At 40.4% G+C, this 25278-nt stretch carries 26 protein-coding genes; 14 read left to right on the forward strand and 12 right to left on the reverse strand.

Features of this window, described 5'->3' with window-relative positions; all coding sequences use genetic code 11:
• Positions 1-212: 212 nt before the first annotated feature.
• The 10 genes from H5203_RS23200 to H5203_RS19865 all read left to right on the forward strand — a co-directional run bounded on the left by H5203_RS23200 (position 213) and on the right by H5203_RS19865 (position 7364).
• On the forward strand, positions 213-485 hold the full coding sequence (locus H5203_RS23200) for a transposase (protein ID WP_404936455.1): 273 nt from the start codon (positions 213-215) through the stop codon (positions 483-485).
• A complete protein-coding gene (locus tag H5203_RS23205) occupies positions 466-903 on the forward strand; it encodes a winged helix-turn-helix domain-containing protein (protein ID WP_182820163.1) in 438 nt (145 codons plus the stop codon). The genes H5203_RS23200 and H5203_RS23205 overlap by 20 nt, the downstream gene beginning before the upstream one ends.
• Positions 904-1285: 382 nt before the next feature.
• Positions 1286-2218, forward strand: a complete 933-nt coding sequence (locus H5203_RS19830) for a CHAD domain-containing protein (RefSeq protein ID WP_145242697.1) — start codon at positions 1286-1288, stop codon at positions 2216-2218.
• 38 nt (positions 2219-2256) lie between these two features.
• Positions 2257-3156 carry a DUF350 domain-containing protein gene (locus H5203_RS19835; protein WP_145242699.1) on the forward strand — a complete coding sequence of 300 codons (900 nt, stop codon included), beginning with the start codon at positions 2257-2259 and terminating at the stop codon, positions 3154-3156.
• A gap of 3 nt (positions 3157-3159) precedes the next feature.
• Positions 3160-4881, forward strand: a complete 1722-nt coding sequence (locus H5203_RS19840) for a polyamine aminopropyltransferase (protein ID WP_182719303.1) — start codon at positions 3160-3162, stop codon at positions 4879-4881.
• A gap of 79 nt (positions 4882-4960) precedes the next feature.
• On the forward strand, positions 4961-5374 hold the full coding sequence (locus H5203_RS19845; RefSeq protein ID WP_145242701.1) for a YjfI family protein: 414 nt from the start codon (positions 4961-4963) through the stop codon (positions 5372-5374).
• 30 nt (positions 5375-5404) lie between these two features.
• On the forward strand, positions 5405-6097 hold the full coding sequence (locus H5203_RS19850) for a PspA/IM30 family protein (protein ID WP_145242702.1): 693 nt from the start codon (positions 5405-5407) through the stop codon (positions 6095-6097).
• Between the two features lie 65 nt (positions 6098-6162).
• Positions 6163-6801, forward strand: coding sequence for a hypothetical protein (locus tag H5203_RS19855; protein ID WP_182759058.1), 639 nt, complete (start codon positions 6163-6165; stop codon positions 6799-6801).
• The gene (locus tag H5203_RS19860) at positions 6798-7115 is read left to right on the forward strand and encodes a hypothetical protein (protein ID WP_145242704.1); all 318 of its coding nucleotides are present in this window, start codon (positions 6798-6800) and stop codon (positions 7113-7115) included. The genes H5203_RS19855 and H5203_RS19860 overlap by 4 nt, the downstream gene beginning before the upstream one ends.
• Positions 7116-7178: 63 nt before the next feature.
• Entirely contained in the window at positions 7179-7364 is a 186-nt protein-coding gene (locus tag H5203_RS19865) for a hypothetical protein (protein WP_145242705.1), read from the forward strand.
• A 19-nt stretch (positions 7365-7383) separates the two neighbouring features.
• Here H5203_RS19865 and H5203_RS19870 read toward each other — a convergent pair whose 3' ends face one another.
• The 5 genes from H5203_RS19870 to H5203_RS19890 all read right to left on the reverse strand — a co-directional run bounded on the left by H5203_RS19870 (position 7384) and on the right by H5203_RS19890 (position 10416).
• A complete protein-coding gene (locus H5203_RS19870) occupies positions 7384-7782 on the reverse strand; it encodes a hypothetical protein (RefSeq protein ID WP_182759057.1) in 399 nt (132 codons plus the stop codon).
• Between the two features lie 11 nt (positions 7783-7793).
• Positions 7794-8270 carry a hypothetical protein gene (locus H5203_RS19875; protein ID WP_145242708.1) on the reverse strand — a complete coding sequence of 159 codons (477 nt, stop codon included), beginning with the start codon at positions 8268-8270 and terminating at the stop codon, positions 7794-7796.
• A gap of 117 nt (positions 8271-8387) precedes the next feature.
• A complete protein-coding gene (locus H5203_RS19880) occupies positions 8388-9764 on the reverse strand; it encodes a lyase family protein (protein WP_182759056.1) in 1377 nt (458 codons plus the stop codon).
• Between the two features lie 8 nt (positions 9765-9772).
• Positions 9773-10138 carry a hypothetical protein gene (locus H5203_RS19885; protein WP_257325145.1) on the reverse strand — a complete coding sequence of 122 codons (366 nt, stop codon included), beginning with the start codon at positions 10136-10138 and terminating at the stop codon, positions 9773-9775.
• A 98-nt stretch (positions 10139-10236) separates the two neighbouring features.
• Positions 10237-10416, reverse strand: coding sequence for a hypothetical protein (locus H5203_RS19890; RefSeq protein ID WP_145242712.1), 180 nt, complete (start codon positions 10414-10416; stop codon positions 10237-10239).
• 198 nt (positions 10417-10614) lie between these two features.
• Between H5203_RS19890 and H5203_RS19895 the strand changes: the two genes are divergently transcribed.
• Entirely contained in the window at positions 10615-11205 is a 591-nt protein-coding gene (locus H5203_RS19895; protein ID WP_149983352.1) for a DUF938 domain-containing protein, read from the forward strand.
• On the opposite strand, the gene H5203_RS19900 is transcribed toward H5203_RS19895, so the two are convergent.
• The 4 genes from H5203_RS19900 to H5203_RS19915 all read right to left on the reverse strand — a co-directional run bounded on the left by H5203_RS19900 (position 11202) and on the right by H5203_RS19915 (position 16956).
• A complete protein-coding gene (locus H5203_RS19900) occupies positions 11202-12344 on the reverse strand; it encodes a GNAT family N-acetyltransferase (RefSeq protein WP_182759055.1) in 1143 nt (380 codons plus the stop codon). The genes H5203_RS19895 and H5203_RS19900 overlap by 4 nt on opposite strands.
• A complete protein-coding gene (locus tag H5203_RS19905; RefSeq protein ID WP_182820160.1) occupies positions 12344-13708 on the reverse strand; it encodes a carboxylesterase in 1365 nt (454 codons plus the stop codon). Before H5203_RS19905 ends, H5203_RS19900 begins: the two co-directional genes overlap by 1 nt.
• Positions 13698-16424 carry a CHASE domain-containing protein gene (locus H5203_RS19910; RefSeq protein WP_182759053.1) on the reverse strand — a complete coding sequence of 909 codons (2727 nt, stop codon included), beginning with the start codon at positions 16422-16424 and terminating at the stop codon, positions 13698-13700. The genes H5203_RS19905 and H5203_RS19910 overlap by 11 nt, the downstream gene beginning before the upstream one ends.
• A 73-nt stretch (positions 16425-16497) precedes the next feature.
• Positions 16498-16956 (reverse strand): Lrp/AsnC family transcriptional regulator, encoded by a 459-nt coding sequence (locus H5203_RS19915; protein ID WP_182732562.1) that lies wholly within the window; start codon positions 16954-16956, stop codon positions 16498-16500.
• Positions 16957-17093: 137 nt separating this feature from the next.
• Here H5203_RS19915 and H5203_RS19920 point away from each other — a divergent pair, with 137 nt between their 5' ends.
• Positions 17094-18272 carry a monodechloroaminopyrrolnitrin synthase PrnB family protein gene (locus tag H5203_RS19920; RefSeq protein ID WP_404936112.1) on the forward strand — a complete coding sequence of 393 codons (1179 nt, stop codon included), beginning with the start codon at positions 17094-17096 and terminating at the stop codon, positions 18270-18272.
• 1 nt (position 18273) lies between these two features.
• Positions 18274-19389 (forward strand): aminotransferase class V-fold PLP-dependent enzyme, encoded by a 1116-nt coding sequence (locus tag H5203_RS19925; RefSeq protein WP_145242726.1) that lies wholly within the window; start codon positions 18274-18276, stop codon positions 19387-19389.
• 2 nt (positions 19390-19391) lie between these two features.
• Here H5203_RS19925 and H5203_RS19930 read toward each other — a convergent pair whose 3' ends face one another.
• Together H5203_RS19930 and H5203_RS19935 are read right to left on the reverse strand one after the other, a co-directional pair.
• The gene (locus H5203_RS19930; protein WP_310736566.1) at positions 19392-19877 is read right to left on the reverse strand and encodes a DUF4124 domain-containing protein; all 486 of its coding nucleotides are present in this window, start codon (positions 19875-19877) and stop codon (positions 19392-19394) included.
• Positions 19878-19988: 111 nt separating this feature from the next.
• Positions 19989-23258 carry a methyl-accepting chemotaxis protein gene (locus H5203_RS19935; protein WP_182820161.1) on the reverse strand — a complete coding sequence of 1090 codons (3270 nt, stop codon included), beginning with the start codon at positions 23256-23258 and terminating at the stop codon, positions 19989-19991.
• Positions 23259-23430: 172 nt separating this feature from the next.
• Here H5203_RS19935 and H5203_RS19940 point away from each other — a divergent pair, with 172 nt between their 5' ends.
• Positions 23431-24849: a mannose-1-phosphate guanylyltransferase/mannose-6-phosphate isomerase gene (locus H5203_RS19940; RefSeq protein ID WP_182820162.1), complete on the forward strand. Its 1419-nt coding sequence runs from the start codon at positions 23431-23433 to the stop codon at positions 24847-24849.
• A gap of 6 nt (positions 24850-24855) precedes the next feature.
• Here the strand turns inward: H5203_RS19940 and H5203_RS19945 are convergent, their stop codons facing one another.
• Positions 24856-25209 carry a 2OG-Fe(II) oxygenase gene (locus H5203_RS19945; RefSeq protein ID WP_145242732.1) on the reverse strand — a complete coding sequence of 118 codons (354 nt, stop codon included), beginning with the start codon at positions 25207-25209 and terminating at the stop codon, positions 24856-24858.
• Between the last annotated feature and the right edge of the window lie 69 nt (positions 25210-25278).

Genomic DNA, 25278 nt, shown 5'->3' on the forward strand with positions numbered 1-25278 from the left:
CTCGAAACTCGAAACTCGAAACTCGAAACTCGAAACTCGCAAATTTATTTCCTCTATCAGCTAATGATACCAATCTGCCAAATTATACCAATCTGCCAAATTATGTGATCTAATTAACACACTGATACTTATCTACTTTTACTAAATTGAACTTAGAAAAATCCAAGTAACTTTTAGCTTTATCACGTAAAGAGCCTAATGCAAGAAAGCGCATACGCCTGCTTGCTGTTTCATTATTCTTTGAGGGTGAAAGCAGAACGAATATTGCTAAGCGGCTAAATACAGCGCGCGGCAGTGTCAATAAATGGGTTTCAAACTACCTTAACAATGGCGTTGCTGGCTTGAACAACAAACCGATTAAAGGTCGTCCAGCTAAATTAACCTCACAACAACTAAATACACTGTCAGATTATGTAAAACAGTCAGCAAGTTCTTCAGAAGGAGGCAGACTAATGGGGGGAAGATATTGCTCAGTATATTTATGACCAGTTCAACATAAGGTATCACACCGATCATATTTACAAACTGCTCAAGAAGCGTGGGTTTAGCTGGATCACAAGCCGTTCTAAGCACCCAAAGCAGTCAAAAGAAAGCCAAGAGGCTTTTAAAAAAGTTCCAAGTGGAAACGCTCCTTCACACCCAGGGCATCTCCCTTTAGGTCGCATTGATGTTTGCTTTCAAAATGAAGCACGGTTTGGACAACAAAATCAAACAACACGCTTATGGGCTGAAACAGGCACGAGACCCCGTGCAACAAAACAACAGCAGTTTGAGTATGGATACTTATTTGGTGCAGTCTGCCCAAGTAATGGTAAAACAGAAGCGCTGATCAGCCCTATTGTTAATAAAGAAATCATGACACAACGTATGGAATTAATATCAAAAGCCACGGAGGCGGGTTAAGTTTTAAAAACTCGCGCTCCCCAGAAGGAAATGTAAACTCGCACTCTTTATAAGCAACAGGCAAACTAGCGCTGTTTATAAATGATGGCAAATAATACCAATCGACTTAAATATTTAACCATTCTAACGAGCTAAATAAAGCGCTAACTGCGTTATAAATTTTTCATGTAGAACAACTACATGTCAAAATTTATGCCTTGTTATCACTCCATTTATCTGTCGCTATAAATGGTCAGTAACTTAACACGATTGGTATAAGTTCTTATACTTCGTAAGTAATAGACAAGTCGGCTTAATCATCATTTGTTGCAATTTCATTGTTGGTTTAATAAGTAAGCTGTGTAAAACTAGCTGGGTTAATTTAGTAAATCAGGTGACATGAATGTCGAATATAAAAGCTTGGAAACTTATCAGTTTATTTTGTTTGGTAAGCTTACTTATGGGCTGTCAATCGAAAGAAGAGCAGTTACAAGAAACAATTAAACAATCTATAGCTAAAGCTGAAGTTGAGTTAGCAGGACTTGGTAGTGCCTTAGATAACGGCTCAATTCGTAATGCCGCTTTATTAAGCGAATATGGCCGTATACTTAGCAATGAAAAGCCAGAGCTAGCTAAAATTGCTGGCGTGCTCGTGCAAGATGCAACTCGAAAAGGCCCGCTTTACTCAGGTTTGCAACAACGCTTAGCTGATATCAAAAGTACTTACCTTATTCCTCCTTACGATGAAACACTGCAAAATATTGATTTGTTGCGAGATGCTGCAAAGCCCGCTTTATTTTCGGATGCTTTGACCGATCCTATTAATATGCTTGCTGATATGTCGGGTGGCTCGCTTGCGCGTGTCGGTGCAATCAGTCAGCAGGCTGAAGGGGTTGGTGAAGGCAACCAGTTAGTCGGCAATCCTAATTATGGTAATTGGCAAACTAACAGTAGCGGTATCAGCTTTTGGCAGTGGTATGGCATGTACCGCATTTTAGGTGATGTATTTGATCGTGTTGAATATGGTAGTTGGAGCAAGCGCCGTAAGTATAGTTATTATAATGATTATGGTCGTGCGCGTTACTCTAGCCCTAAGCAAATTAAAGCACAAACCGCCGTTGAAACACGTACTAAACAATCGTATCAACGCCAAGGTAAGCAATTCACAAGCCCTTATGCATCTAAAAAAACCGGGGCTTCTGGGTTAAGTCGTAGCAGTTATACACCACCAAAAAGTCGTAGTAGTTACTCCAAAACCAGTAGCTATAGTAAAGACTCGGGATCGGTCAGAAACAGCAATAATAGAACCTCTCGCGGTGTCAGTCGCGGTAAGTAAACGGCTATTTAAAGATTTAGTGTTGGAGTTTAAAGAATATGTACGAATTTAATGGAATAACTATGTGGTCACTACAAGCAATCGCGATTGATTTTGCGATTATTATTGCACTGTTTGTGAGCCTTAAATATATCAAAGGTTGGGTATCTAACTTACATGCCAATGATGAGATCACTGAGCGTGATAATTTTGCGTTTGGTATTAGCTTTGCTGCTGGCTTAGTTGCTTTAGCAATTGTGCTGACGGGTGTAAGCAGTGGTGCATTTGCAGTGAGCTTACAGCAAGAAGCACTGCAAATGGCAGCTTATGGTTTGTTAGCTATTGTGCTAATAAAGCTTGGGCACTTTTTTCAAGATAAAGTGGCACTGCGCAAAGTCAGCTTACATGATGAAATAGTGAAGGGTAATGTAACTGCCGCGGTGATTGATTTTGGCCATGTTGTGAGTGTGGCAATCGTGATTCGCTCAGCGCTATTTTGGGTGGCTACAGAAGGCTGGCATGGTTTACCAATCGTGATAGCAGCGTTTATTATTGGTAGCATTGCGTTATTGCTCGTGAGCCAGTATCGCGTACAACTATTTAAGCGTACTAACCGAAGTGGAGATTGCCTACAACAAGCAATTGTTGACGGTAACTTGGCTGTTGGTATTCGCTATGCTGGCTTTTTAATCGGTAGCGCGCTTGCGCTTACTGCGGCTTCAGGTATCGCGCCTTATGCTGCAGATAGCATTAACACCAGCTTGATTTTCTGGGCGATTAGCGCTTTGGTTAGTTTAATTGCATTTATCGTACTGCATTTAATTACGATTAAAATTATCCTTTCAGGTTGCGATATATCAGACGAAGTGAACCGTCAAAAAAATGTGGGTGTAGCAACTATTTCAGCGGCAATCTCGTTTGCAGTGGGCATTACCATGGCAACTCTATTAGGCGCGTAAAACTTGTCACATTCTAAGCAAAGCCCAAGTAAGTACTCCTTACTTGGGCATGATTTTTTATTAATTACTGTTATGGCCATACTCGCTGGGTGTGGCCTTATTTATGAATATCTGCTATCTCATTATGCCGGACGAGTTTTAGGCTCTGTAGAGAGCGCTATTTATGCGATGATAGGCACTATGATCGTAGCTATGGGTATAGGGGCTTTTTTAGCGCGTTGGTTTAAGGATGCCTTTACCGCCTTTGCTTGGCTTGAAAGTCTTATTGCACTTGTTGGTATGGGCTGTATCTTAGCTATAGCCAGCGTTATTGCTGTTAGTTATTCTTTACCGCATATTTTTTCTGATATTTTTAATCTACCAGCTGATGTAATTCTTAACGGCTATATATTTCAAAAACTCCAAGAGTGGTCACGATTCCTACCTTATGTATTTGGCTTATTGTTAGGTCTATTAATCGGTATGGAAATTCCACTTATCGCTCGCATACGTCAGCATGTTTATGGTCGTTTCTTAGAAAATAATGCAGGCACGATCTACGGTGCCGACTATATAGGTGCAGGTATTGGAGCGGCTATTTGGGTTAGCATTATGTTGGCTATGCCAATCATGCAGGCTGCGGCATGGACTGCGCTATTTAATATTATCGCAGGTTTGGCATTCTTATGGCGTTATCATAGCTATGTCCGTTACGCCAAACTATTACTGGTATGTCATATCGCTTTACTGGTGTTATTTGGTTTTATTTTAATGCTTGGTAGTAGCTGGATGAAAGATTTAAGTAATGTGCTTTATAAGGATAAAGTTATTTATTCTGAAGCGACGAAGTATCAGCATCTAGTGTTAACCGAGCGATTGAGCCGCAATCAACCCGATCCAATTACCGATCTTTACTTAAACGGCCGCTTACAGTTTTCTAGCATCGATGAACAAATTTATCATTCAATGTTAGTGTATCCGCCATTATTAGCCTCGAACCGTCACGATAATGTATTGATTATAGGCGGTGGTGATGGGTTAGCACTAAGAGACGTATTGAAGTGGCCTGTTAAAGAAGTCACCTTAATTGATTTAGATGCCCAGTTACTTAGTTTATTTGGTCATGATGACGATGAATTTAATCCTCCGGCAGCTATTCATGAGCGCTTAACTAAACTTAATAAGCACTCAATGGCTGATCCTCGATCGCATATTAAAGTGGGTGATGCTTTTCTTGAAGTAGAGCGGTTACTTGATGAAGGTAAGCGTTTTGATACCATCATTATTGACTTACCTGATCCGAATCATCCCGATTTAAATAAAATGTACAGTGACTATTTTTATAATCATATCCGTCAATTACTAGCCGCAGATGGTGCAATGGCTGTGCAGTCAACTTCGCCTTATCATGCTAAAAAAGCATTTTTAAGTATTGGTAAAACAGTCAAAGCGGCAGGTTTTAAGCATGTTGAGCAATACCAGCAAAATATTCCATCATTTGGACAATGGGGATGGACGATTGCAACCACCACAGGTCAATCTGCAAGTGCGAGAATTAGCGATATAACAAGCTTACCAGTTGCTTCTAGATGGATCAGTAAAAAATATTTATTGGCAGCATTCGTATTCCCCAATCATTATTTTGAACAAATAAATGATATTGAAGTCAATCAATTAGGCTCAGGTACTTTATATGATTATTATCGTAGTGCATGGCAGATAGAAAGTGAATTGTATAAAAATTAATAAATCATGGTTGACATAATATGTCGACCATGCGAATCTTAACTCAGACATAATATGTCAAATGACAAAAGGCAGAGACATGGAATTAAATGAACTTTCAATAAAACTAGCATCTTTTGAAACTGAAGGCGCTAACTTTGAGTCTTTCTTGATTGCCAATCCAGGCGAGCAAGATGTGTTGCAAGTCATAGTAGATGGCAATGATGAGCTTCCTATTTTTGTTACTCAGACACAAGAGCAGCTGTTATGTATTAGCTATTTGTTCGCTGATGAGGAAGTGAAGCCTGAACTACGTGATGAGTTGAATGAAACCTTATTACGTTTGAATGTACCAATCCCGCTGAGTGCATTTGCGAAGATTGATGATAAATATGCGATCTTTGGTGCTTTGTCGGTTAATTCATCGTTTGATGATATTACCCATGAGCTAGTTACTTTAGCTGATAATGCCATTGATGCATTAGAAGCGGTAACCATTTATTTAAACGATTAACAGCTAGCTATTTTAAGTGGAGTTAAGATTATGAGTATTTTAAAAAAGTTATTTACAGCAGTACGTGGCGGCGCGCGTGAAGCGGGCGAAGCAATTGTTGACGCGAATGGGATTCGTATCTTTGAACAAGAAATTGCTGATGCGCAAAACGCGCTGCAGCGTGCTAAAAAAAGCCTAACTGAAGTGATGGCTAAAGAAATGCAAACGAAGCGTAAGATTAGCGCATTAGATGCCTCAATTGCTGAGCACGAAGCGTATGCAGGTCAAGCACTTGAAAAAGGTAATGAACCGTTAGCGCTAGAAATTGCTGAGAAAATTGGCGACTTTGAAGCTGAAAAAGCAGAGCATGATCAAGTGTTAGCTGGTTTTAGCAATCACATTGTAACGTTGAAGCAGCAAGTAAAAGATGCTGAAAAATCGATCAAAGAAAACCAACGTCAGCTTACTATGGTTAAAACCACTGAAAGCGTGCAACAAGCAACAATGGCAGTAAATAGCACACTTAATACTAATAGCTCGTCGATGACGAATGCACGCCAATCACTTGAGCGTATTAAGCAACGTCAACAAGATCGTAGTGACCAGCTTGGTGCTGCTAAAGTACTTGAAGCTGACACTAATGGCGATGATCTTAAAGCTAAAATGGCTGAAGCTGGAATTGGTGATAGCAATCCAAAAAGTGCAGATATCTTAGCGCGTATTAAAGCGAAGCAAAACGGCTAACGCGCAATTACGATTATTAAAAGGTAACTTATTATAAGTTACCTTTTTTGCTTATGAGGCAGTCTATGTTTAACTTCTTTAAGTCTAAAAAAGCCCCTGAACGCCAATTAAATCACCCTAGTGAACTTAAAAAAGGTGATATGTTCACAGTGATTGATTCGTTTGCTTACCCAAGTTGGCTAAAAGGGCAAACATTGCGCGTTACCGATGTGCAAACTTATCAATATCAGCACAGTGCAGATTATGAGCTAGTACTTGAAAGTGATGCTGGCAAGGTGGTTTTTTTGCAAATAGAGCGCAGCGATGGTGAAGAGTGGGCGAATTTTTCAATCAAAATCCAACGTGATGAAGTGGATGAAATCTTCACACTGGATGCGTTTGCGCGCATCTTTGACGAAGACGATTTAACCTACTTAGAAGTGAAAAATACACCAGAGCGTTACATGCAGTTTTTAGCTAAAAGCTATCAACAAAGTGAATCACCATTTGTGTGTTATTTTCATAATAAAGATTATCGTAGCCAGCCATTACCACGCTATGAGCAAGAAGGTGGCGAACCATGCGAAATGATTTGCCTTGAGTCGAGCGATGGGAGCCATGGTTTAAACATTGAGATTTGGGATGGTGGAGAAACTGAAGTATCACTCACTTTAACCCGACCAATCACAGACATTGTTGATCTGTTCCCTGGAGATGCGCAGTGAGTAATGCAAAAGATAAATGGTTACGTCAGGAGCAGGCTGTAAGAGCCACGCAAATGGCGTTTGATCTTAGCAGTGAAGTGCAAAAATCGATAAAAAAGCAAGCCATTGATCAAGAGCTAACGCCATCCGATATGATCCGCAAAATTTTATCACTTGAGGTTAAATCAAAAAAAACGCGTCAACGTTTATCATTTAACCTTAATGATGAAGAAATAGCATTACTTGCTGAACGCTTTGGCGTTGCCCCAGATGATAAGCGGGCAGTAAAACAGCAAGTTGCTGAGTTACTGATTGCTCGAACTAGTAAACGCTAGGTTTTGCCTTCTGATTATTAAGCCCTTACACTTAGGGCTTAAATTATCAAATAATGAGTTGTTGTGAATATTATTTTAATCGCCTATCTACTAATTTTTGCTTTGTTTGGCACGGCAGCGAGTTATTTCTTACGGTTTATTTATGCCTATTGGGTTAAAAAGCAGATGCCGATGCATTTTATTTTTAAAGCGGGGATTTGTATTGTGGCGGTCGTGGTAATTTCCGCGCTGATCCCATTATTGGTATAGCGCGGTTGCAGCAGAGCGACTATTTTAGCTCAAACGACTGGCATTGCTGATCAATACATAATGCTTGCACAGGTAAAACCGGTAAACAATCATTTAAACCATTGGTTTTATTATTGGCAGTTTCTTGCTGAGTAATTTGATCCGCTAACTGTTCTGCATTTTCTTGTTGTGTGTGCAAGGTTGAGTACACTACATAGCGGCTTGGACCACCACAGGCGCGTTGGCCTACTTCAAGCACCTTACATTGAAAACTCGCGGTACAGCTATTATCTTGCACCAACTCAGCCAATGCGCTATTTAATTTAGATACATTTGCATTGCCGTTTGCTGGTGTTGAGTCAGAAGTGCTGACACAACCACTGAGGATCAGCAAACTGGCTGTTGTTACTAAAAATTTAGAATATGATGAACGACTCATATTGGTTTCCCTTAATAAACACTTGTCGCAGAGCTTTCTAGTTTAACACATTTATTTTCAATACACTGAGCCGCAGGGGCAGTCAGGTGCTGACAAATACTGATCATCTTGTTCTGTGCATTAAATTGGCTTTCAAGGCTGGTGATCTGCTGAGTTAACTTTTCAACGGCTTGCTCATTTGCCGTTTTATTAGAGTAAACAATATAGCTACTAGGGCCGCCGCACGCACGGCTACCAACCGGTAATACTTTACATTGAGAGCTGTTATCGCAGTTTAGATCTGCAATTTGTGTCTGTAATTGCTGGTGGACCTTTTTAATGTTATCTCTTGTTGCCGGAACTTCTGTTTGCGGATTTAACTTAGTCGCTTGATTATTTTTAACTAGCGCTGCAGGAGCCGGGCTAAGTTGGTTGTTATTCGGGGTCGCAGCATCAGAACAAGCCGATAAACATAACGGCAGTAGAAGCGCGATAATAAATAAGCGCATGATAAACCTTCATAGTGGTGAACAAGTAACCACCATCATACACTTTGCAGATAACACAGCAATAAAAACTATGGCATTCAAAGGTTAAACCCGACGCTAAGGACGGGTTTAATATTTTTATAGTCCGCCTTGGGTTAATTTTGCGGGATTGAGTAAAGCTTCCAGCTCACTACGTGATAGGTCAGTTTCTTGCTCAGCAACATCAAGAATTGGACGGCCATCTTGATATGCTTGTTTGGCAATTTTAGCTGCTTTAGCATAACCAATGACTGGATTAAGCGCGGTCACTAATATGGGGTTTTTGGCGAGTGCTTTGTCGATACTTGTGTGTTTCACTTTAAAGGATCGAATCGCTTTATCAGCTAATGCTTGGCTACTATTTGCTAGTAACTCAATACTTTGCAAAATATTGTAAGCTATTACAGGTAACATTACATTGAGTTCGAAGTTACCTGATTGACCTGCAACAGTAATAGTTGCGTCATTACCAATCACTTGTGCACTAACCATGGCTGCCGCTTCAGGGATCACAGGATTTACTTTACCGGGCATAATTGATGAACCGGGTTGTAAAGCTTCTAGTTCGATTTCACCAAGGCCAGCTAGTGGACCTGAATTCATCCAACGTAGGTCGTTTGCTATCTTCATTTGTGCAACCGCGAGTACTTTTAGCTGCCCTGATAAAGCGACAATAGTGTCTTGCGAACCTATGTTATAAAAAAAGTTCTTGCTTGGCACAAAGCGTACGCCGACGTTGGCACTGAGATTTTTACAAAATTGCTCAGCAAACAGGGGATCGGCATTTATACCAGTACCAACGGCTGTGCCTCCTTGCGCTAAAGCAGATACCCCCTCAAGGCTATAGCGGATCCCTGCCATTGCACTATCAACTTGGTGTTGCCAAGACCCTAGAATTTGCGCAAATGTCACTGGCATAGCATCCATCAAATGAGTTCGACCCGTTTTTACGATTTCACCTATTTCTGACTTTTTGCGCTCCAACGTTTGTGATAGCTGATCCAGCGCCGGAAATAGTTCATACACCACGTTAATTACACTGCTTACAGCAATAGTGGTAGGGATCACGTCGTTAGAGCTTTGCCCCATGTTTACGTCGTCGTTGGGATGGATAACCTCATCACCATAACGACTTGCTAAAGTTGCAATCACCTCATTAGCATTCATATTAGTGCTAGTACCTGACCCTGTTTGAAATATATCAATAGGGAAGTGTTCTAAATGTTCGCCATCAATGATCTCTTGGCATGCGCGCTCGATTAGCTGTGCTTTATTTTTACTGAGATGACCTAGCTCGTAGTTGCTTTGCGCTGCGGCCTGTTTGATATAAGCAAGAGCGGTAATAAACTGTTTTGGCATTACTAAATCGCTAATGCGAAAGTTATTTACAGCACGTTGAGTTTGCGCTTGATAAAGTGCATCTGTAGGGACTTGTAATTCGCCCATACTATCTGATTCGGTTCTAAATTCGCTCATGAAAACTCCTAGAAAGGGTTAAATTCGTGACTGAGAATACGGGCTTCACGCTCTAGTATCAGGTATTTCTTGATACTATTATGACTTCTATAAAAGCGCTTTAATGCCAGTAACGGTTTATAAAGTTGCTCTAAACATTGTTTGCGAATTGCACAATGGACTAAAGAGTCGCACATTTTGTTGAGGATTTCATGGAAAGTGCGTCTTAGATAGAGTTCTTGCAGCAATAGACTGTGGTTTTTTTCGTAATGACGTGCAGCACTCAGGCCAGCTTCAATGTAATTTGCCACTAAAGCTGGCGCATGTAGCCCAGGTCGCGGGCAAATACATTTCATTTGCTGTTGATAATAAAGCATAGCGTGATGTTCATGCATAAGAAAAACCGATTAACTGTAATGGTAATTATTATCATTACAGTTAATCGGTTTCGGTGCAAGTCACAAATTGTAAATATTGGCGGAAGGTGAGTTTTTTAATTGTAGCCAAGAATAAATATTTGGTCTGTTTCATGTATTAACGCCTGATTTTGTTGATTTGTTTGCGATAGTAAATCAATTACAGTGGCACGTTCATCACAGCCTATTTTATCTGTTACTGGTTTTTCACTTGCCGCAATTGCAGCGTCTAGGGCGGTATAAGGTGATATATACATAATCTTCTCCGTTTGGTTGATTCAATTAGATAAATGCATAACTCATACCATGCTCAATATTTTTTTTATTACTTTGAATTATATAGTTTTTATATAAAATTAATTATTTAATAGCGACATCGGTTGCAAGATTTGCTTTACTAATGGGCATACTTTACCAATCTTGGTGCATCTGTATTGAGATGCTTGGAAATATATATGACGAAACCTTTCTCGCAAGCGTGTGAAAATAATAAAAATCCAATATTAAGCGTCATCACAGCATATTTAGCACAAGTCGAGAGTGTGTTAGAGGTGGGATCAGGTACGGGGCAACACAGCGTGCACTTCGCTGCTAATTTGCCTCACTTACAATGGCATACCAGTGATCGCTTGGTTAATCATAATGGTATTAAACAGTGGCTTGATGAAGCAAAGCTAGATAACTTGCACGCACCAGTAGAGTTAGATCTAAATCGCCCTTGGCCAATAAATACCGTTGATGCTATTTATACTGCTAATACGTTACACATCGTCAGCAAACCGTTAGTTGAGCAATTTTTTACTGGTGTTAATAAGCATTTAGCGTCAAAAGGTCTCGTGTGTATTTATGGCCCATTTAAATACAACGGCAACTTTACCAGTGAAAGTAATCAGCGTTTTGATGAATTTTTAAATCAGCAAGACTGCCAAAGTGGCATTCGTGATTTCGAATGGGTACAGCAATTAGCTGAGCAAGCAGGGTTAATGCTTGTTGATGATATTGCGATGCCTGCTAATAATCAGTTATTGATTTTTAAACGTCATTAGTTATCAATCTTAAAAGGTAATAATTCAGTGCATTGCTGATGATAGATGCGCATATGCTGACGCTCACGTTGTAAGTAATCTGCTATCGCAGGACTAAAAGTAGCATCCATTACGGCATGTACGGAGTGAGTAAATACCGGTGCAAAACCTCGTGCTATTTTATGCTCGCCCTGCGCACCTGAGTGAAAACACTGAAGCTGATGTTTAATACAATATTCAATACCTTGGTAATAGCAAAGCTCAAAGTGCAGGCAATCAATTTCTGCTATAGCTCCCCAATAGCGCCCGTATAGTGTGTCATTATTTTTAAAGCTCAGTGTTGCAGCGACCACTTCGTGAGCATGGATGGCATGCATGATCACCAGTTTATCGGCCATTAAGGCATGTAACAAAATAAAAAAGTCATGATTTAAATAACCCATGTGGCCAGAGCGTTTTAAATAAGTGCGTTGGTAAAATTCGCAAAACTGGCTCATCACAGCTTTAGTTATCTGTTCACCTTGCAGCCATTTAATACTAATATTTTGCTGGGTTATTTTATTACGTTCTTTTTTCAATACTTTACGTTTTCGTGCAGTTAACTGCGCTAAAAAATCGTCAAAAGTAGCGTAGTTTTGATTTTGCCATTGAAACTGCACGCCAATACGATGCATACCTTGATGTGGTGTGAGTTGAGAGACTTGCTGTTGCGAGCAAAAGTTAATGTGCCAGCCAGACCAACCTTGTTGCTCACATTGAGCTGTTAAAGTCTGTGTAATGTACTGATATACTTGTTCTGGGTGTGAGTGTGCAATCGAGAGGCGTTGACCTTCAATAGGACTAAACGGTGAGCCAGATAACCACTTAGGGTAATATTCTAAACCATGCTGCTGGTAAGCTTCAGCCCATGCCCAATCAAATACATATTCGCCATAAGAGTGACTTTTTAGATAGCCGGGTGCTAATGCCACCAAAGTATCATTTTGGTAAATGGCTAAATGTTGCGGTTGCCAACCAGACGCGGCTGATACGCATTGGCTTTGTTCTAATGCAAATAAAAATGCATGATCAGTAAATGGATTATCGGCAAAAAACTGCTGCCAAACAGCGGCATCTATTGTACTGATACTGGTTAACCAGCGGTGACTAAATATACTCATTATTGATTGCCCTGCGAGCCTTCAACCTGCTTTATAAACTGTTTTATATAGAGTGCTTGCTCAGTAAAGTAAGGGTTGTAAGTCAGACGTTGAAAGGTTGGAAATGCTGCAATATTTTCTGCAGTACGCTCGCCAATATTAGGTTTTTCGGTCGTTTTACATTGCTTATACAAAGTATCATCATCGAGGTAACTGCCGCAATTGCGATAAGCGCCAGCAATACCGTAGTAAGGGTTATCAGGTGAGTTAACTACGGCAATATGAGAAATACCATGAATGTTTTTACAGGTTGCATTTTTGCACTGTGGATTTAATACCCTGTAGTCTTTTGGAAAATCACTGGTAATGGTTGTTTTATCACCGTAATAAACCAAAGTATCTAAGCTATTTGCAGGGCGTATCTTTACATCATGTAAGGCGCTTAATAATAGCAGCGATGCACGGGTATCAATGGTGGTATCTACATCACTCATTACTGAAAAAATAGCTAAGTTTGGTAATTGACGCTCGATTAGTTCTGGTAACGCAATTGAGCGCATAGCATCGTCGGCTGCGGTTGCGGCATTAAATGGAAACGACTCATATTTAGCAAAATCAATATCGGCGTCTTTATCTATCCAATTCACAAAGGGAATACGATCAATCCACTTCGCCAGCCAACCATTTTTATTATGTGGTTCAGTGGCTGGTGAAAACAGCATCAGTGCGGTTATTTTTGGGTTAGCGGGCTTGACAGTTAGATAATTGAGTAACAGGGCTGCACCTGTAGAGTAGCCACCTAAAATCACTTGATCAAAATCTTTGATAGTGCGCTTGATGGCATAGTCAACAGCTTGCTGCCATTGTTTGGCATTAATACTACTTAGTGCATCAGCTGCGGTGCCATGGCCTGGTAACAGCACAGTACGAACGGTATAGCCTTGTTGAAAGTAAATCTGTGCCAAGTCATGATAGGTAAATGGAGAGTCGGTAAGCCCATGAATCAATAGAACCGCTTTGTGGTTGTTATTTTGGCGTAATTCAAATGGCGCTATAAGATCAACTATATTAGGGGGGCTAGTACGTTGCTGTTGTTTAACTAAAAGCTGATAGGTATCAGTTAAAACAGGGCAAGGCATTGATGCGCGAGGGTTTGCCGCTAAAATATGTTGGTATGCAAAGCTTAAATAATCACTAAATGCTTGCTCACTTTGATAGGAAAAATCCGTATTAGCATTGCTTTTTTCAAACCGTAATAAGCCCTGCTTTTTGCTGTTCATAATATAGTTTAAATCAGTCAACTGAGTAACGCAGTTGGTTTGGCCGATAGCAAGGCTAGAGGTTGTTAATAAAGTGAGAGTTAGTAATATTCCATTAAGGCTCATAAACATCTACATAATTGATTAGGCACTCGGTTAGCTTATCGAGTTCGAGGGGTTTTGCAAGATGCTGATTAAAACCAATTGCTAAGGCATTGGCTTTATCCTCAGGCATTACATCAGCGGTTAAGGCAATGACGGGTAATTGTTCAGTACTTTTAATTTGACGTATCAAGGCGGTGGCTTGGTAACCGTCCATAATGGGCATTTGGCAATCCATTAACACTAAATCGAAGTCATTTATTTTAACTTGCTCTACTGCTAATTCGCCATTTTCAACCAGTGTTGGGGTGATCCCTAAAGAGCTAAGCATTGCTTTTATTACTAATTGATTGACGCTGTTATCTTCTGCAACCAGTATTTTTAGTTTGCTTAAATCAACATGCTGTTGTGTGTGCTTTACCGTTACTTGTTGCGCAGCACACGTATTTAACTCGACAGACAGGGTAAATGTGGAGCCTTTACCTGGCTCGCTTTGTACGCTGATGTCTCCAGACATTAGCAAACTAAGTTCTTTTGCGATTGTTAAGCCAAGCCCGGTGCCACCAAACTTGCGTGATGTGGAATTATCAGCTTGGGTGAATGCATCAAATAATTTACTTTGCTCTGATGGCGCAATGCCGATACCAGAGTCCTTAATAGCCAAGGTAATTTGCCTACGTTTATCGGTAATCTCCTTACAGTATGCGCTGACACTTACTTCACCTTCGCAGGTAAACTTGATGGCGTTACTACACAGGTTTAATAAAATTTGCTCAATTCGCATAACATCACCTTCAAACCAAATATCAGTTGGTAATTGGTTATCAACTTTCCAGTGAATGCCTTTTTGTTCAGCGCTTTGTTCGAACATACTGCTAATCCGGGCAATAAGAGCATTTAAATCAAAAGGAGCGACTTCCAAGGTGAGCTTTTGTGATTCAATTTTAGATATATCGAGTACATCATTGATTAAACTTAACAATGATTTAGAAGCTAAATTAATTTTATTTAGATAACCGATGAGAACTTCAGCGCTATCTTCACTTTTAGCTAAGGTTGAAAAACCGATCACTGCATTAAGCGGCGTACGAATTTCATGGCTCATATTGGCTAAAAATCGGCTTTTAGCCTGATTAGCTAAATCAGATTGCTTTTTAGCTTTAACTAGTGAGCGAGTTCGCTCTGCCACTAAACGCGAAAGTGCAAGATGTTGGTTATTAAACAGCAGTAATACCAGTAAAATAAGTGAGCTTACAATGACCTGTAGAATAATTAAAAAGAGTGTCATGTGATTAGTTTGATGCGGTAGGAACTCATCTTTAATCGTTAAATCAACTAGCCATGTTTGCCCTGCAAAATTAATCGTGATGGTTGTAAGCTTATTGCTTTTGGTCGGCACATTTTCGGCGTTTGAATAAAACGGGTTGGTAGCATTGGCTTCATAAATAGCGATATTAAACATCTTATTTTGTGCTTGCGTAAGCGATTGAGCAAGTATGTTTTCCACTAAAAATACACCTGTTGCGTAGCCTTTAATTGAGGCAATTTCATTATTTTGTTGATACACAGGAGCAAATAATAAATAAGCGGGCTCAGGTTGTTGTGCTTGCACTAATTGAATTATTTTAGTGCCTACAGGGCGATTTTTGATGCGTGGGTCGAGTAAAGTCTCACGGCGATCTTTACGAGAATTGAGGTTAAAACCAATAGCGGATTGATTTTCTGCAAAAGGGGCGATATAGGTAATAATCACTAATGGATCGTCGTTTGATAATGGCGCTCCTTTAATACTCGGATCAAAGTTATATGAATTATAAATTTCATCGAGCTGCTTGTTAAAATCACTGACCTGAGCTGGGGGAATTTTGCGATTCCATGAAAATGCTTTAATAAATGAATGCTCAGCCAGTAATTGGGCACTGTAGCTATCAAACTCTTGCTGACTTAAAGTTGGTGTTGATTGAATTTGGCTCGCAAGGCTTTGTACGGTTATTTGGCTAAGATTTAAATTGCGCAGTAAACTGTTTTCAATGATAGATGTTTCACGCTTGGCAATTTGTATCGCATTTGAATAAGTCTCTTGGTTGTATAGTTTAGTGGTTAAGGCGACAGAGACGAATAATACCGAGCAGACTGCGATGGTTGGCAATGGGGTGACGTAGTGTCGTTTAAATTTAGGCTGTAGTAAGGCCAATAAAAAGGGGGTTGCGATCAGCACACCGAGTGAGTCACCTAACCACCAATAAGTAACATTTTTCCAGTGATTTTCAATGCTGTAGGCGGGATTAAATTGACTTAAAGCATAGACTCCAATATTGGCCGATATGAGGCTGACGACAATACCGACGATAAAAATAAAATAAATAATCGATTGGCGTTGTTTTAAATACAGCGGATGGCCTAGCCAGTACTTTAAAAGAGCAGCGCCAATCATGCCTTGTAGCACGGCGCCTAAGCCGATTAGCAGTACTTGTTCTAGCGTATTGCCAATTAAAACCTGATCAGTGATCGGGTTATCACCGGTACTTAAATTAAAGGCGACAGAGGCAATAAATAATGCCGGCATAAAACGCCACCACCAGATAAAACAGCCAACTAAGGCAATACCAGCAGGGAGCCAAATAGGGATGACTTGTGATTGAAAGGCAAAATTAGTTAATAACTTACCAGTTGCAAAATAAGCAATAGCAAACGATATGTAAAAAACAAAAGAACTGGATGTTGAACGAAAAATCTTCACATGCATCCTTGTTAAATATTATTTTTATAGTGATATTTCAGTATAGCGAATCGGCACTAAATAGTATTATTTTTTAAAGTGGTAGCTGCTTTTTGCTAAATGTTTGCTTTAAAACCACTGTAGACTCAATGTTAGCAATACAATCAATACTCCCTAGCTTATATTTAACAAAACTTTCGTAGCTTTCTAAATCGGTAGCAATAATCTTCAATAAGTAATCATAGCTTCCTGATATGACAGAGCACTCCAGTACATGATTCAGTTTTTCCACGTGTTCTTCAAACATATTTGCCGCACTGGCGGAATTTTGGCTCAACCGCACAAACGCATAGACCAGCACGTTTAACCCGAGTGCGCGTGGGTTTAAGGCTGCGTGATAGCCAGTGATCACCTTGCTTGCTTCAAGTTTTTTTATACGTCTCAAACAAGGGGTATCCGATAGACTTACAGTTGTTGCAAGTTCTGATACAGAGGTGCGCGCATTGCTTTGTAACAACGTTAGTAATTGTTGATCTTTTTTATCTAAACTCATAACTATGACAATAAATTTTATTTAATGGTGATTATAGAGTGAATATCACTAATTGTATGGGTTTTTATTAGTGGTTTTGCTGATTTGTGCTCTATGTTATCTGTTAACCTAAATGCAATAAAATTTGGTATGGAGTAATACCTGTGAGTAATAATACCCAGGCATTTGATGAGTGGCTCAGAACCCGCTTTGTAGAAATTAATAGTCAACTAGAGGCTATCTATTGGCAACAAGAAGATAAAGCTAACGTAGAATTTGTCGGGGAGCAATTTAAGCATCAGTTAGAGGCTGAGGGTAATGCGCATATTCGTAAGTTACTGGCAGAAGGCAATACTGATGAAGGATTTGATCGTGCGTTTGATTTACTTGGCAATGTAGGATTATTTATGGCGGCTTGTCGACGCCATGAGATCACTGAACCATCGCGCGAAACAACCTCCCCTTTAGTCGAGGCCTCGGCACTAGCCATGCATATTGGTGCATCAATTGGGGTTACTCCGCGTTTTGCGACGGCTCACTTAACCACCCATAATAAGGCGATTAATGGCCTTTATAAGCGCTTTACGGATCTGCCAGATGAAAAATTATTTATTGATTACAATACCAAAGGGATTTTAGCCTATAAGCGAGCAGCTGACGCATTATTAAAAATTCAGCCATTAGGTATTTCGCATCCGCTATGCGGTGATTTACTTAAAGTTGCCAAGCAGGCGTTGGTCGATGTGATTGAATCGAATACGGCTTTATATAATCAGTTAGACACCGAGCGATTCTTTTTCTGTGTACGTCCTTACTATAAGCCGTATCGGGTTGGCAAAGAGGTTTACCGTGGAGCCAATGCGGGAGATTTTGCCGGAATTAACGTTATAGATATGCTGTTAGGTTTATGCTTTGCCAACGAACCGAGTTACTCACAAATGCTGGTGGATAAATTTTTATATATGATGCCTGAAGATCAGCAAATTCTGCGAGAGTCTATGCGTATGCCAAGCATAATGGATGACTTTTTAGCGGCAGGAGATACCCGCCATAGCTCGTGGTTTAAAACCAATGCCAAGTTGTTTATACAAGTATGTAAGCTGCATGGCGATACTGCAATAGGTCATCATAATCAACTGGTTAGTAAGTTTATAGCTCAGCCAGCTCAACACATGCAACAGCAACATATGAATAAAGTAACTGCCAGCGGTCCGCCATTGCATGTGTTATTGGATTCTCTTGAACAATTAAGAGATCGTCGAGCAGCAGCAAAGCGTGATGATATAAGAACTCGTTATGATGATTTAGCACAATTAAAGCAATGGGTGAGTAATTAATATGTACAAAGATGACTTTAATCTTGCCGCAGGCTGTTACTTGCTAAATCACTCTGTTGGCCGTGCACTGAAAAGCAGCCAAGATGATTTTAACCAGTACTTTTTTGCTCCTTGGCAAGCGAGTAATAAAGAGCCATGGCAGCAGTGGCTGCCAGCCATTGAACGCTTTACTCAGGCGCTCAGTACATTGTTTAATTCACCGAGCAGGCAATTTTGCCCACAAGTAAATTTATCGAGCGCTTTAACAAAGTTAGTTATGTCGCATCCTCGCTTACGGCAAGCTAATTGTAAGGTGTTGATGGCGCAAAGTGACTTTCCTAGCATGGGGTTTGCAATGCAAAAAGCGCTGGCTAGTAGCGCTGAAATAAAGTTTATTCCTGAACACGTAGATTTAACTGATAGCGTGCAATGGCAACAATATATTCAAACAGATATTGATTTAGTATTTATTAGTCACGCTTATTCAAATACTGGCCAGCAAGCGCCAGTAGCTGAAATTACGCAACTGTGTAAGCACGCAGGCTGTTTGAGTCTTGTTGATGTGGCGCAGTCAGCTGGTGTATTGCCTCTAGATTTAAGCCAAGTTGATGCTGATTTTATGATTGGTTCCAGCGTTAAGTGGTTATGCTCAGGTCCCGGTGCGGCATATTTATGGGTAAGCCAGGCGCAATTAAATGTGTGCGAACCACAAGATGTAGGGTGGTTTTCACATCAAAATCCATTTGAGTTTGATATTCATCACTTTGCTTATCATGATAGCGCATTGCGTTTTTGGGGCGGCACTCCATCGATTGCGCCATTTGTTCTCGCAGGGCATAGCATTGGTTACTTTGCTAAATTAGGTGTTGCAACAGTGCGAGCGCACAACTTGGCGCTACTTGAACAATTAAGTGCAGAGTTTAGGCCATATTTGGTGTCACCAACAACGCCAGAAAAACGTAGCGGTACAGCTATTTTAAATTTTGGCGAGCAACAGCCAGCGGTATTAAGCGCGCTGTCTCAGGCGAATATAAGTGTCGATGCGCGAGCATATGGGGTGCGAGTTTCACCGCATATTTATAACAACAGTAGTGATATAGCACAGCTAATAAAAGTGGTTAAACAAACCCTAAGCTAAATTTATTGGCTTAGTTGCGTTTTAAACGCTTTTAACGCATCAATTTGTTGCTGATACTGCTTTATTTTCGGCTCAATGCGTTGCTCCGCTTGTGCTGTGCGTTTTGCTATCGCATCAGCAATTGAGTTTGCACCCATTTTATTTGCAGAGTCTTGCGTCATATAGTTTATTTTGGTTTTTTGTTCTGCAAGAGTATCTTGAAGTTGCTTTATTTCTCGTTGATAAACTGCAATTTCACGATCAATTTTTTGCATCGCAACATAACTATCTACAGACGCCATGATATCTTTGCTTTGTTGCGTATTAGTTGCTTGGGTCACATTAGTTGGTGGAATTTTTATTTCTTTAGCATCGTCACCACAAGGTAGTTGACTAAAGGTAGCCACGCCATCAACCGTGCATTGGTAAGCAGCCGTAGCCACAGCTGCTGGTGGTATCAGCATCGCTAAGGCACAAACCATTGTTAACTGAAGTTGTCGCAAGTACACTTATGAATCCCTAAATTTGCATTAAAATATCCAGTGCAGCTAGTTTATCAAGTTTGTTAATTTGAATCGCCAATTAATCGTTGCTATTTATTAGTGAATTTATTTTCCTTATCACGGTGCCTTTTGCAGTGAAAAATACCCGAGCAAGTGACGCATAGTGTTGGCTTGATCTGCCATTTGTTTTGCCGCAGCCATGGTTTCTTCAGTCATCGCTGAGTTTTCTTGGATCAAGGTTGTTAGGCGTTGTACCACAATATCTACCTCTTTAATTGCCTGTTGTTGGGTAATCGAAGAGCTATTGATAGACACTATCATATGGTTAACATCAGCCACAGCGCTGACAATTTGCTTTAGTTTCTCACCTGATGAGTTAGCAAGGGCGGTACCGTGACTAATTTTTTGGTTGCTGTTGCTTATTATAGTTTTAATTTGTTTCGCCGAGGTTGCGCTACGTCCAGCTAACTCTCTAACCTCATTGGCAACGACCGCAAACCCGCGACCATGCTCGCCAGCTCTGGCAGCTTCTACCGCTGCGTTGAGAGCTAATAAATTGGTTTGAAATGCTATTTCATCAATAACAGAGACAATTTCATTAATATCCTTACTGGAGTTATTGACCTCAACAATGGCATGAACCGTTTGTATGGATAGCTCGCCCCCTTCGGTTGCGCTCATTTGAGCGTTTTCTGCAAGCTTAACCGCTTCGTTAGCTTGCTTAGCAATGGCTGCTATTTCATCTAGCATGTTACTGCTGCTAGCACTGGCTTCTTCTAAATTGGCTGCTTGCTCTTCAGTGCGTTGACTTATTTCGGTGTTACTCTCTGCTATCTCTGCGGCGCTTTGTGATACTCTTAAGGCAGAGTCTTGGATGCTGCTAATAACACTGGTAAGTTTTTCAATCGTTTGATTTACATCTGCTTTTAATGTAGCAAATACACCTTGGTAATCCTGCTGTACTTGTTGATTTAAATTGCCTTGAGCAAGCCCGCTTAATACCTTAGTTACCTCTGCGATTGCATCTGCGGTGATGGTCAAAGAACTGTTCACATCATTTTGCAGCTGCGCTAATTGGCCTTGCATGTTTGTCTCTAGTTGTTGATTAAAATCACCGCTACGCATAGCTGCCATAACGCGCGCGAGTTCAGCAATAACAATACTCAAATTGCTAATAGAGCTATTTACATCATCTTTAAGTACATTGAGTTGGCCATTCATATCGCTATCGATTGTCTGCTCGAAGTTACCTTTACTGATCGCCAGCATAACGTTTGATATTTCACTTACAGCAGTGTCTAAACCCATAATTGAGTTATTAATATTATGCTTTAAAGTTGATAATTGGCCATTGGCACTGCAATTTACTTGTTGTTTAAAGTTGCCAGCATTTACGGCTGCCATAACATCGTTAATATTTTTAATGATTAACGCGAGATTGTCGACGCTCGCGTTGATATCATTTTTAAGTGTGGCTAACTGGCCTTGTAGAGGTTGCTCAAGGTGTTGTGAAAAATCCCCATCGTGAAGTGCGCTCATTACGCGACTGATATCACTTACTGCTCCCGCTAAACTGTGTACTGAATTATTCACACTGTTTTTTAATTGTGCCAAAGAGCCTTGTGCGGCTACCGTAACCTGTTGTTTAAAGTCACCATGTTCGATATGGCTCATTACCCCGACAATTTCAGTAATGGTGCTATTTAGCGATTGCAGAGAGCCATTTATATTTTGTTTTAAGGTGGCCAGCTGTCCCTGCATTGGGGTTGTTATTTGGCTGTTAAAATTTCCTTGGCTCATTTCATCTATAATATGATTTATTTCACTCATTGCTTGCTCTAGCGAGTCTGCGCAATTATTTGTGGCCTGTTTTAAGGAATCTAATTCACCTTTGCAGGGCGCACTAATTCGGTGGTTAAATTCACCTGCGGCCATTTTATTCATAACCGTATTGGTTTGGGAAATAGAGCTTTGCAGCGCATCAAGGAGGCAATTAAAAGCACTTGCCGATGAACCTATTTCATCATTCGAAAGCACTGGCGTTCGTACCGAAAAATCACCTTTTTGTTCAACGTGACGCATTGTGTCGACAAGTAATTGCACAGGGCGGGTGAGCGAACGAGCAAACCAAATAGCGACCAGAGTAATGGCAATGATCGATATTATTAAGGTGCTAATGAGAATCGTCGTTAAATGACTGACTGTGGCAAAAGCTTCTTTTTTATCTATTTCAGCCAGTAATGACCACTGTATACCTAATACGTTAATAGGTTGATAAGACGACAGTACTAAGGAGCCGCTATAATCGGTGATTACTTGCTGACCTTTTTTACCTTGCTGAGTAAGCTCAGTTGCCAGCGTTTTTACTTTACCTATGCTTGGATAGCGAAAAGAATTTACAACTGAGCGGTTTTCGGGGTCGAGAAAGGAATCAGAACGCATTAAAAAATCAGGTCCGACTAAATATGTCTCGCCACTTGTACCTAAGCCAGCCCGCTCAGTCATAATGACATTTAGGGCATCAATGGATAGTTGAAAAATCAAGGTGCTGGTATGTACGCCTTGGTTATAAATTGGGGTGGCGATAAAACTGGCTGGTGCATTATAAGATGGCAAATATTGCTGATAATCGACAAAGGTTATTTCATCTTCATTGATCATTTTTGCTTGTTTAAATGCCAATGCTAGGTTGCTATTAGCATAAGGTCCATCGAGTAAAGAAGTGGCAAAGTCAACTTCTTTGTAAACAGAGTAAACTACTTCAGCGCTGCGATTGTCGATGATAAAGACATCATAAAAATCAAATTTTTGCGCAAAATTTAGTAAAAAGCTATGGTATTTGCTGTGTAGTAAATTGTAGTTATTATCAGCACTTGCTTGTACTAATTTTGCTTTCTCGCCAAGTGGGTATGGGTTATCTGCTAGGTATTGTGATTGCCAATATTTAGCCGTGGGTGAAAGTGTGGAAAGCAGCTCAGAAGTTGGCAATTTGTCTTCGTTTTTAAGCCGGTATTTAGTATTAAAGTCGTTGTGATAGTAATCTGCCAGCTGTTGCTCTGCGGTGCTGTCGAGAGATGTTGTATAGGGCTCTTTAAATGCACGGCTAAGTTCATCTGCTGCGGTGTGGAGTAAAGGGCTTTGTGCTAAAAATAATAATTGCGCATGTATATCGGCAAAATGCCTTTCAATGGCGCTTTTTTTAATTTCACTAACCGCTTCTAATTGAGCATAAGTTTGTTTATTTAAAGCAGTAGCCGAGTTATACAGTGCAAGACTGATGGCTATCGCCAAGGGAATTAATGCAACGAGCAAAAAGGCAATAACAAGCTTTTTAGTCAAGCCAATATTACGTACAAAATTTCCGAATGAACGGGTTTGGTTAGCCATAACAACATCCTTATCAAAGCAAAGCTGTAAACCTAATATAGGTAATTAAGATTTAGTGTAGAACAGCTTGAATTAAAAGCGAGTCGATGACGAAAAATAGATTTTTTAGTTGCTGTAATGCACTCGCTATACTCTGTTAAACTACGGGCATTCAAATTTAAGTGTGTTTGCTATGAAAAACTCCATTATTCCAGTTGTATTGGCCGGTGGTATCGGTTCGCGGTTATGGCCATTATCGCGCCAAGCTATGCCAAAACAGTTTTTACCTTTACTGGGAGATGAGTCATTATTGCAAAGTACCTTAAATAGAGTCTCTGACTCATGTTTTACTGATCCGATTTTGGTTTGTAATGAACAGCATCGCTTTATTGTCAGCAGCCAATGCCAGCAAATCGGTGTTGCAACCATGGCGTTACTATTAGAGCCTGATGGCAAAAATACTGCTCCCGCCATCGCATTGGCAGCACAATATGCATTACAGCAAGGGCTTGATAAACCTTTATTAGTGATTCCAGCCGATCATCATATTGATAACTTTGAGTTGTTAATAGAGCAACTTCCTGATGCGATAAGCTTGGCGCAACAGGGCAAGTTAATTACCTTTGCAATTGAGCCAGACTCAGCCCATTGCGGTTACGGTTATATTAAAAATGGCACTAAAATAGCATCTTCAAACTGCTATGAAGTTGATCAATTTAAAGAAAAGCCCAGTCTACTATTAGCACAGCAATATCTTGCCAGTGGCGAATATAGCTGGAACAGTGGAATGTTTTTATTCACTCCTAGCGCATACCTTGCTGAACTTGAGCGTTTTGCACCAAAAATCGCCAGTTGCATTGCAGCAGCCGCCAATTTCAGTGGTGACTTAGGTTTTACCCGTGCCAATAATGAAGTCTTAAAAAACTGTCCAAGTGATTCAATCGACTATGCTATTTTAGAACGCAGCCCAAATGTGGCGGTGCTGCCTTTAGCGCTGAATTGGAATGATGTCGGCGGTTTTAATGCGCTATGGCAAAGTGCCGATAAAGACGAGCAAGGCAATAGCCTAAGCACAGATGACGTGGTTTTACATAGCCATAACAACTTGCTCAGCGGTGAAGAAGGTCATAGTATCGCAGCTCTTGGGGTGAGTGATTTAGCGATTATTCACACCCATGATGCAACTTTAGTCGCGAGCAAAAGCCAATTAGAGCAGCTTCCGGAACTATTAAAGCAATTAGCCGTTAAGCACGGTGATAAATTGATCCATCATCAAGCCGTGTATCGACCGTGGGGTAGTTACCGAGTGTTAATTGCAGGCACCGGCTTTAAAGTGAAAAAAATTATTGTCAGCCCAGCTGGCAAACTTTCAACGCAGCGCCATCAGCACCGCGCTGAACATTGGGTTGTCGTCTCTGGCATTGCTGATGTGCGTATTGATGGCCAAGCACACAGGCTTGCTGCCGATCAATCTTGCTATATAGCCGCCGGTCACATTCACAGTTTAGCAAACACGCAAAATGAGCCACTTATTCTTATAGAAGTACAAACTGGCAGCGTTTTAGATGAAACGGATATTGAACGTTTTGACGATCAGTATGGTAGAAAATAGTGAAGGTTAATCGCTTTTAACCCAGCCAATACTTAATATATAACGACTACCTTTTTCTATTTTGGTTACTGCATGCTGAGTTATATCGGGCCTAAATAGTTTTATACGCTGGCTTTGAAATAAGGTGTTTTCGCACATAAACTCACCGCCCAGTTGGGCACGTTTGATAATGAGATTTAAACGAAAATGCTTACCTTTTTTTACTTTATCTGTATGGGGCTTTATTTCACTACCAACGGGAAACTTAATTAAATAAGTATCAAACTTTACTGGCCAATGGGCGCCACACAGAAGCATTTTGTCATAGCCCGAATCTTGCCTGCCACGCTGCCAGCGAAATAAATTTTTAAAAATAGCCATTGTATCTTTTCCTTATTACTTTAACTTCGCCAACTCGCCAACTCGCCAACTCGCCAACTCGCCAACTCG

Origin of the sequence: Pseudoalteromonas sp. SG41-1, assembly GCF_014164575.1 — a bacterium.
Lineage (GTDB): Bacteria > Pseudomonadota > Gammaproteobacteria > Enterobacterales > Alteromonadaceae > Pseudoalteromonas > Pseudoalteromonas rhizosphaerae.

Coding starts and splice junctions, on each gene's coding strand:
- H5203_RS19830 (WP_145242697.1), top strand. CDS start 1,286: ATGTCGAATATAAAAGCTTGGAAACTTATCAGTTTATTTTGTTTGGTA.
- H5203_RS19835 (WP_145242699.1), top strand. CDS start 2,257: ATGTACGAATTTAATGGAATAACTATGTGGTCACTACAAGCAATCGCG.
- H5203_RS19845 (WP_145242701.1), top strand. CDS start 4,961: ATGGAATTAAATGAACTTTCAATAAAACTAGCATCTTTTGAAACTGAA.
- H5203_RS19850 (WP_145242702.1), top strand. CDS start 5,405: ATGAGTATTTTAAAAAAGTTATTTACAGCAGTACGTGGCGGCGCGCGT.
- H5203_RS19855 (WP_182759058.1), top strand. CDS start 6,163: ATGTTTAACTTCTTTAAGTCTAAAAAAGCCCCTGAACGCCAATTAAAT.
- H5203_RS19870 (WP_182759057.1), bottom strand. CDS start 7,782: ATGAGTCGTTCATCATATTCTAAATTTTTAGTAACAACAGCCAGTTTG.
- H5203_RS19875 (WP_145242708.1), bottom strand. CDS start 8,270: ATGCGCTTATTTATTATCGCGCTTCTACTGCCGTTATGTTTATCGGCT.
- H5203_RS19880 (WP_182759056.1), bottom strand. CDS start 9,764: ATGAGCGAATTTAGAACCGAATCAGATAGTATGGGCGAATTACAAGTC.
- H5203_RS19885 (WP_257325145.1), bottom strand. CDS start 10,138: ATGCATGAACATCACGCTATGCTTTATTATCAACAGCAAATGAAATGT.
- H5203_RS19890 (WP_145242712.1), bottom strand. CDS start 10,416: ATGTATATATCACCTTATACCGCCCTAGACGCTGCAATTGCGGCAAGT.
- H5203_RS19895 (WP_149983352.1), top strand. CDS start 10,615: ATGACGAAACCTTTCTCGCAAGCGTGTGAAAATAATAAAAATCCAATA.
- H5203_RS19900 (WP_182759055.1), bottom strand. CDS start 12,344: ATGAGTATATTTAGTCACCGCTGGTTAACCAGTATCAGTACAATAGAT.
- H5203_RS19905 (WP_182820160.1), bottom strand. CDS start 13,708: ATGAGCCTTAATGGAATATTACTAACTCTCACTTTATTAACAACCTCT.
- H5203_RS19915 (WP_182732562.1), bottom strand. CDS start 16,956: ATGAGTTTAGATAAAAAAGATCAACAATTACTAACGTTGTTACAAAGC.
- H5203_RS19925 (WP_145242726.1), top strand. CDS start 18,274: ATGTACAAAGATGACTTTAATCTTGCCGCAGGCTGTTACTTGCTAAAT.
- H5203_RS19935 (WP_182820161.1), bottom strand. CDS start 23,258: ATGGCTAACCAAACCCGTTCATTCGGAAATTTTGTACGTAATATTGGC.
- H5203_RS19940 (WP_182820162.1), top strand. CDS start 23,431: ATGAAAAACTCCATTATTCCAGTTGTATTGGCCGGTGGTATCGGTTCG.
- H5203_RS19945 (WP_145242732.1), bottom strand. CDS start 25,209: ATGGCTATTTTTAAAAATTTATTTCGCTGGCAGCGTGGCAGGCAAGAT.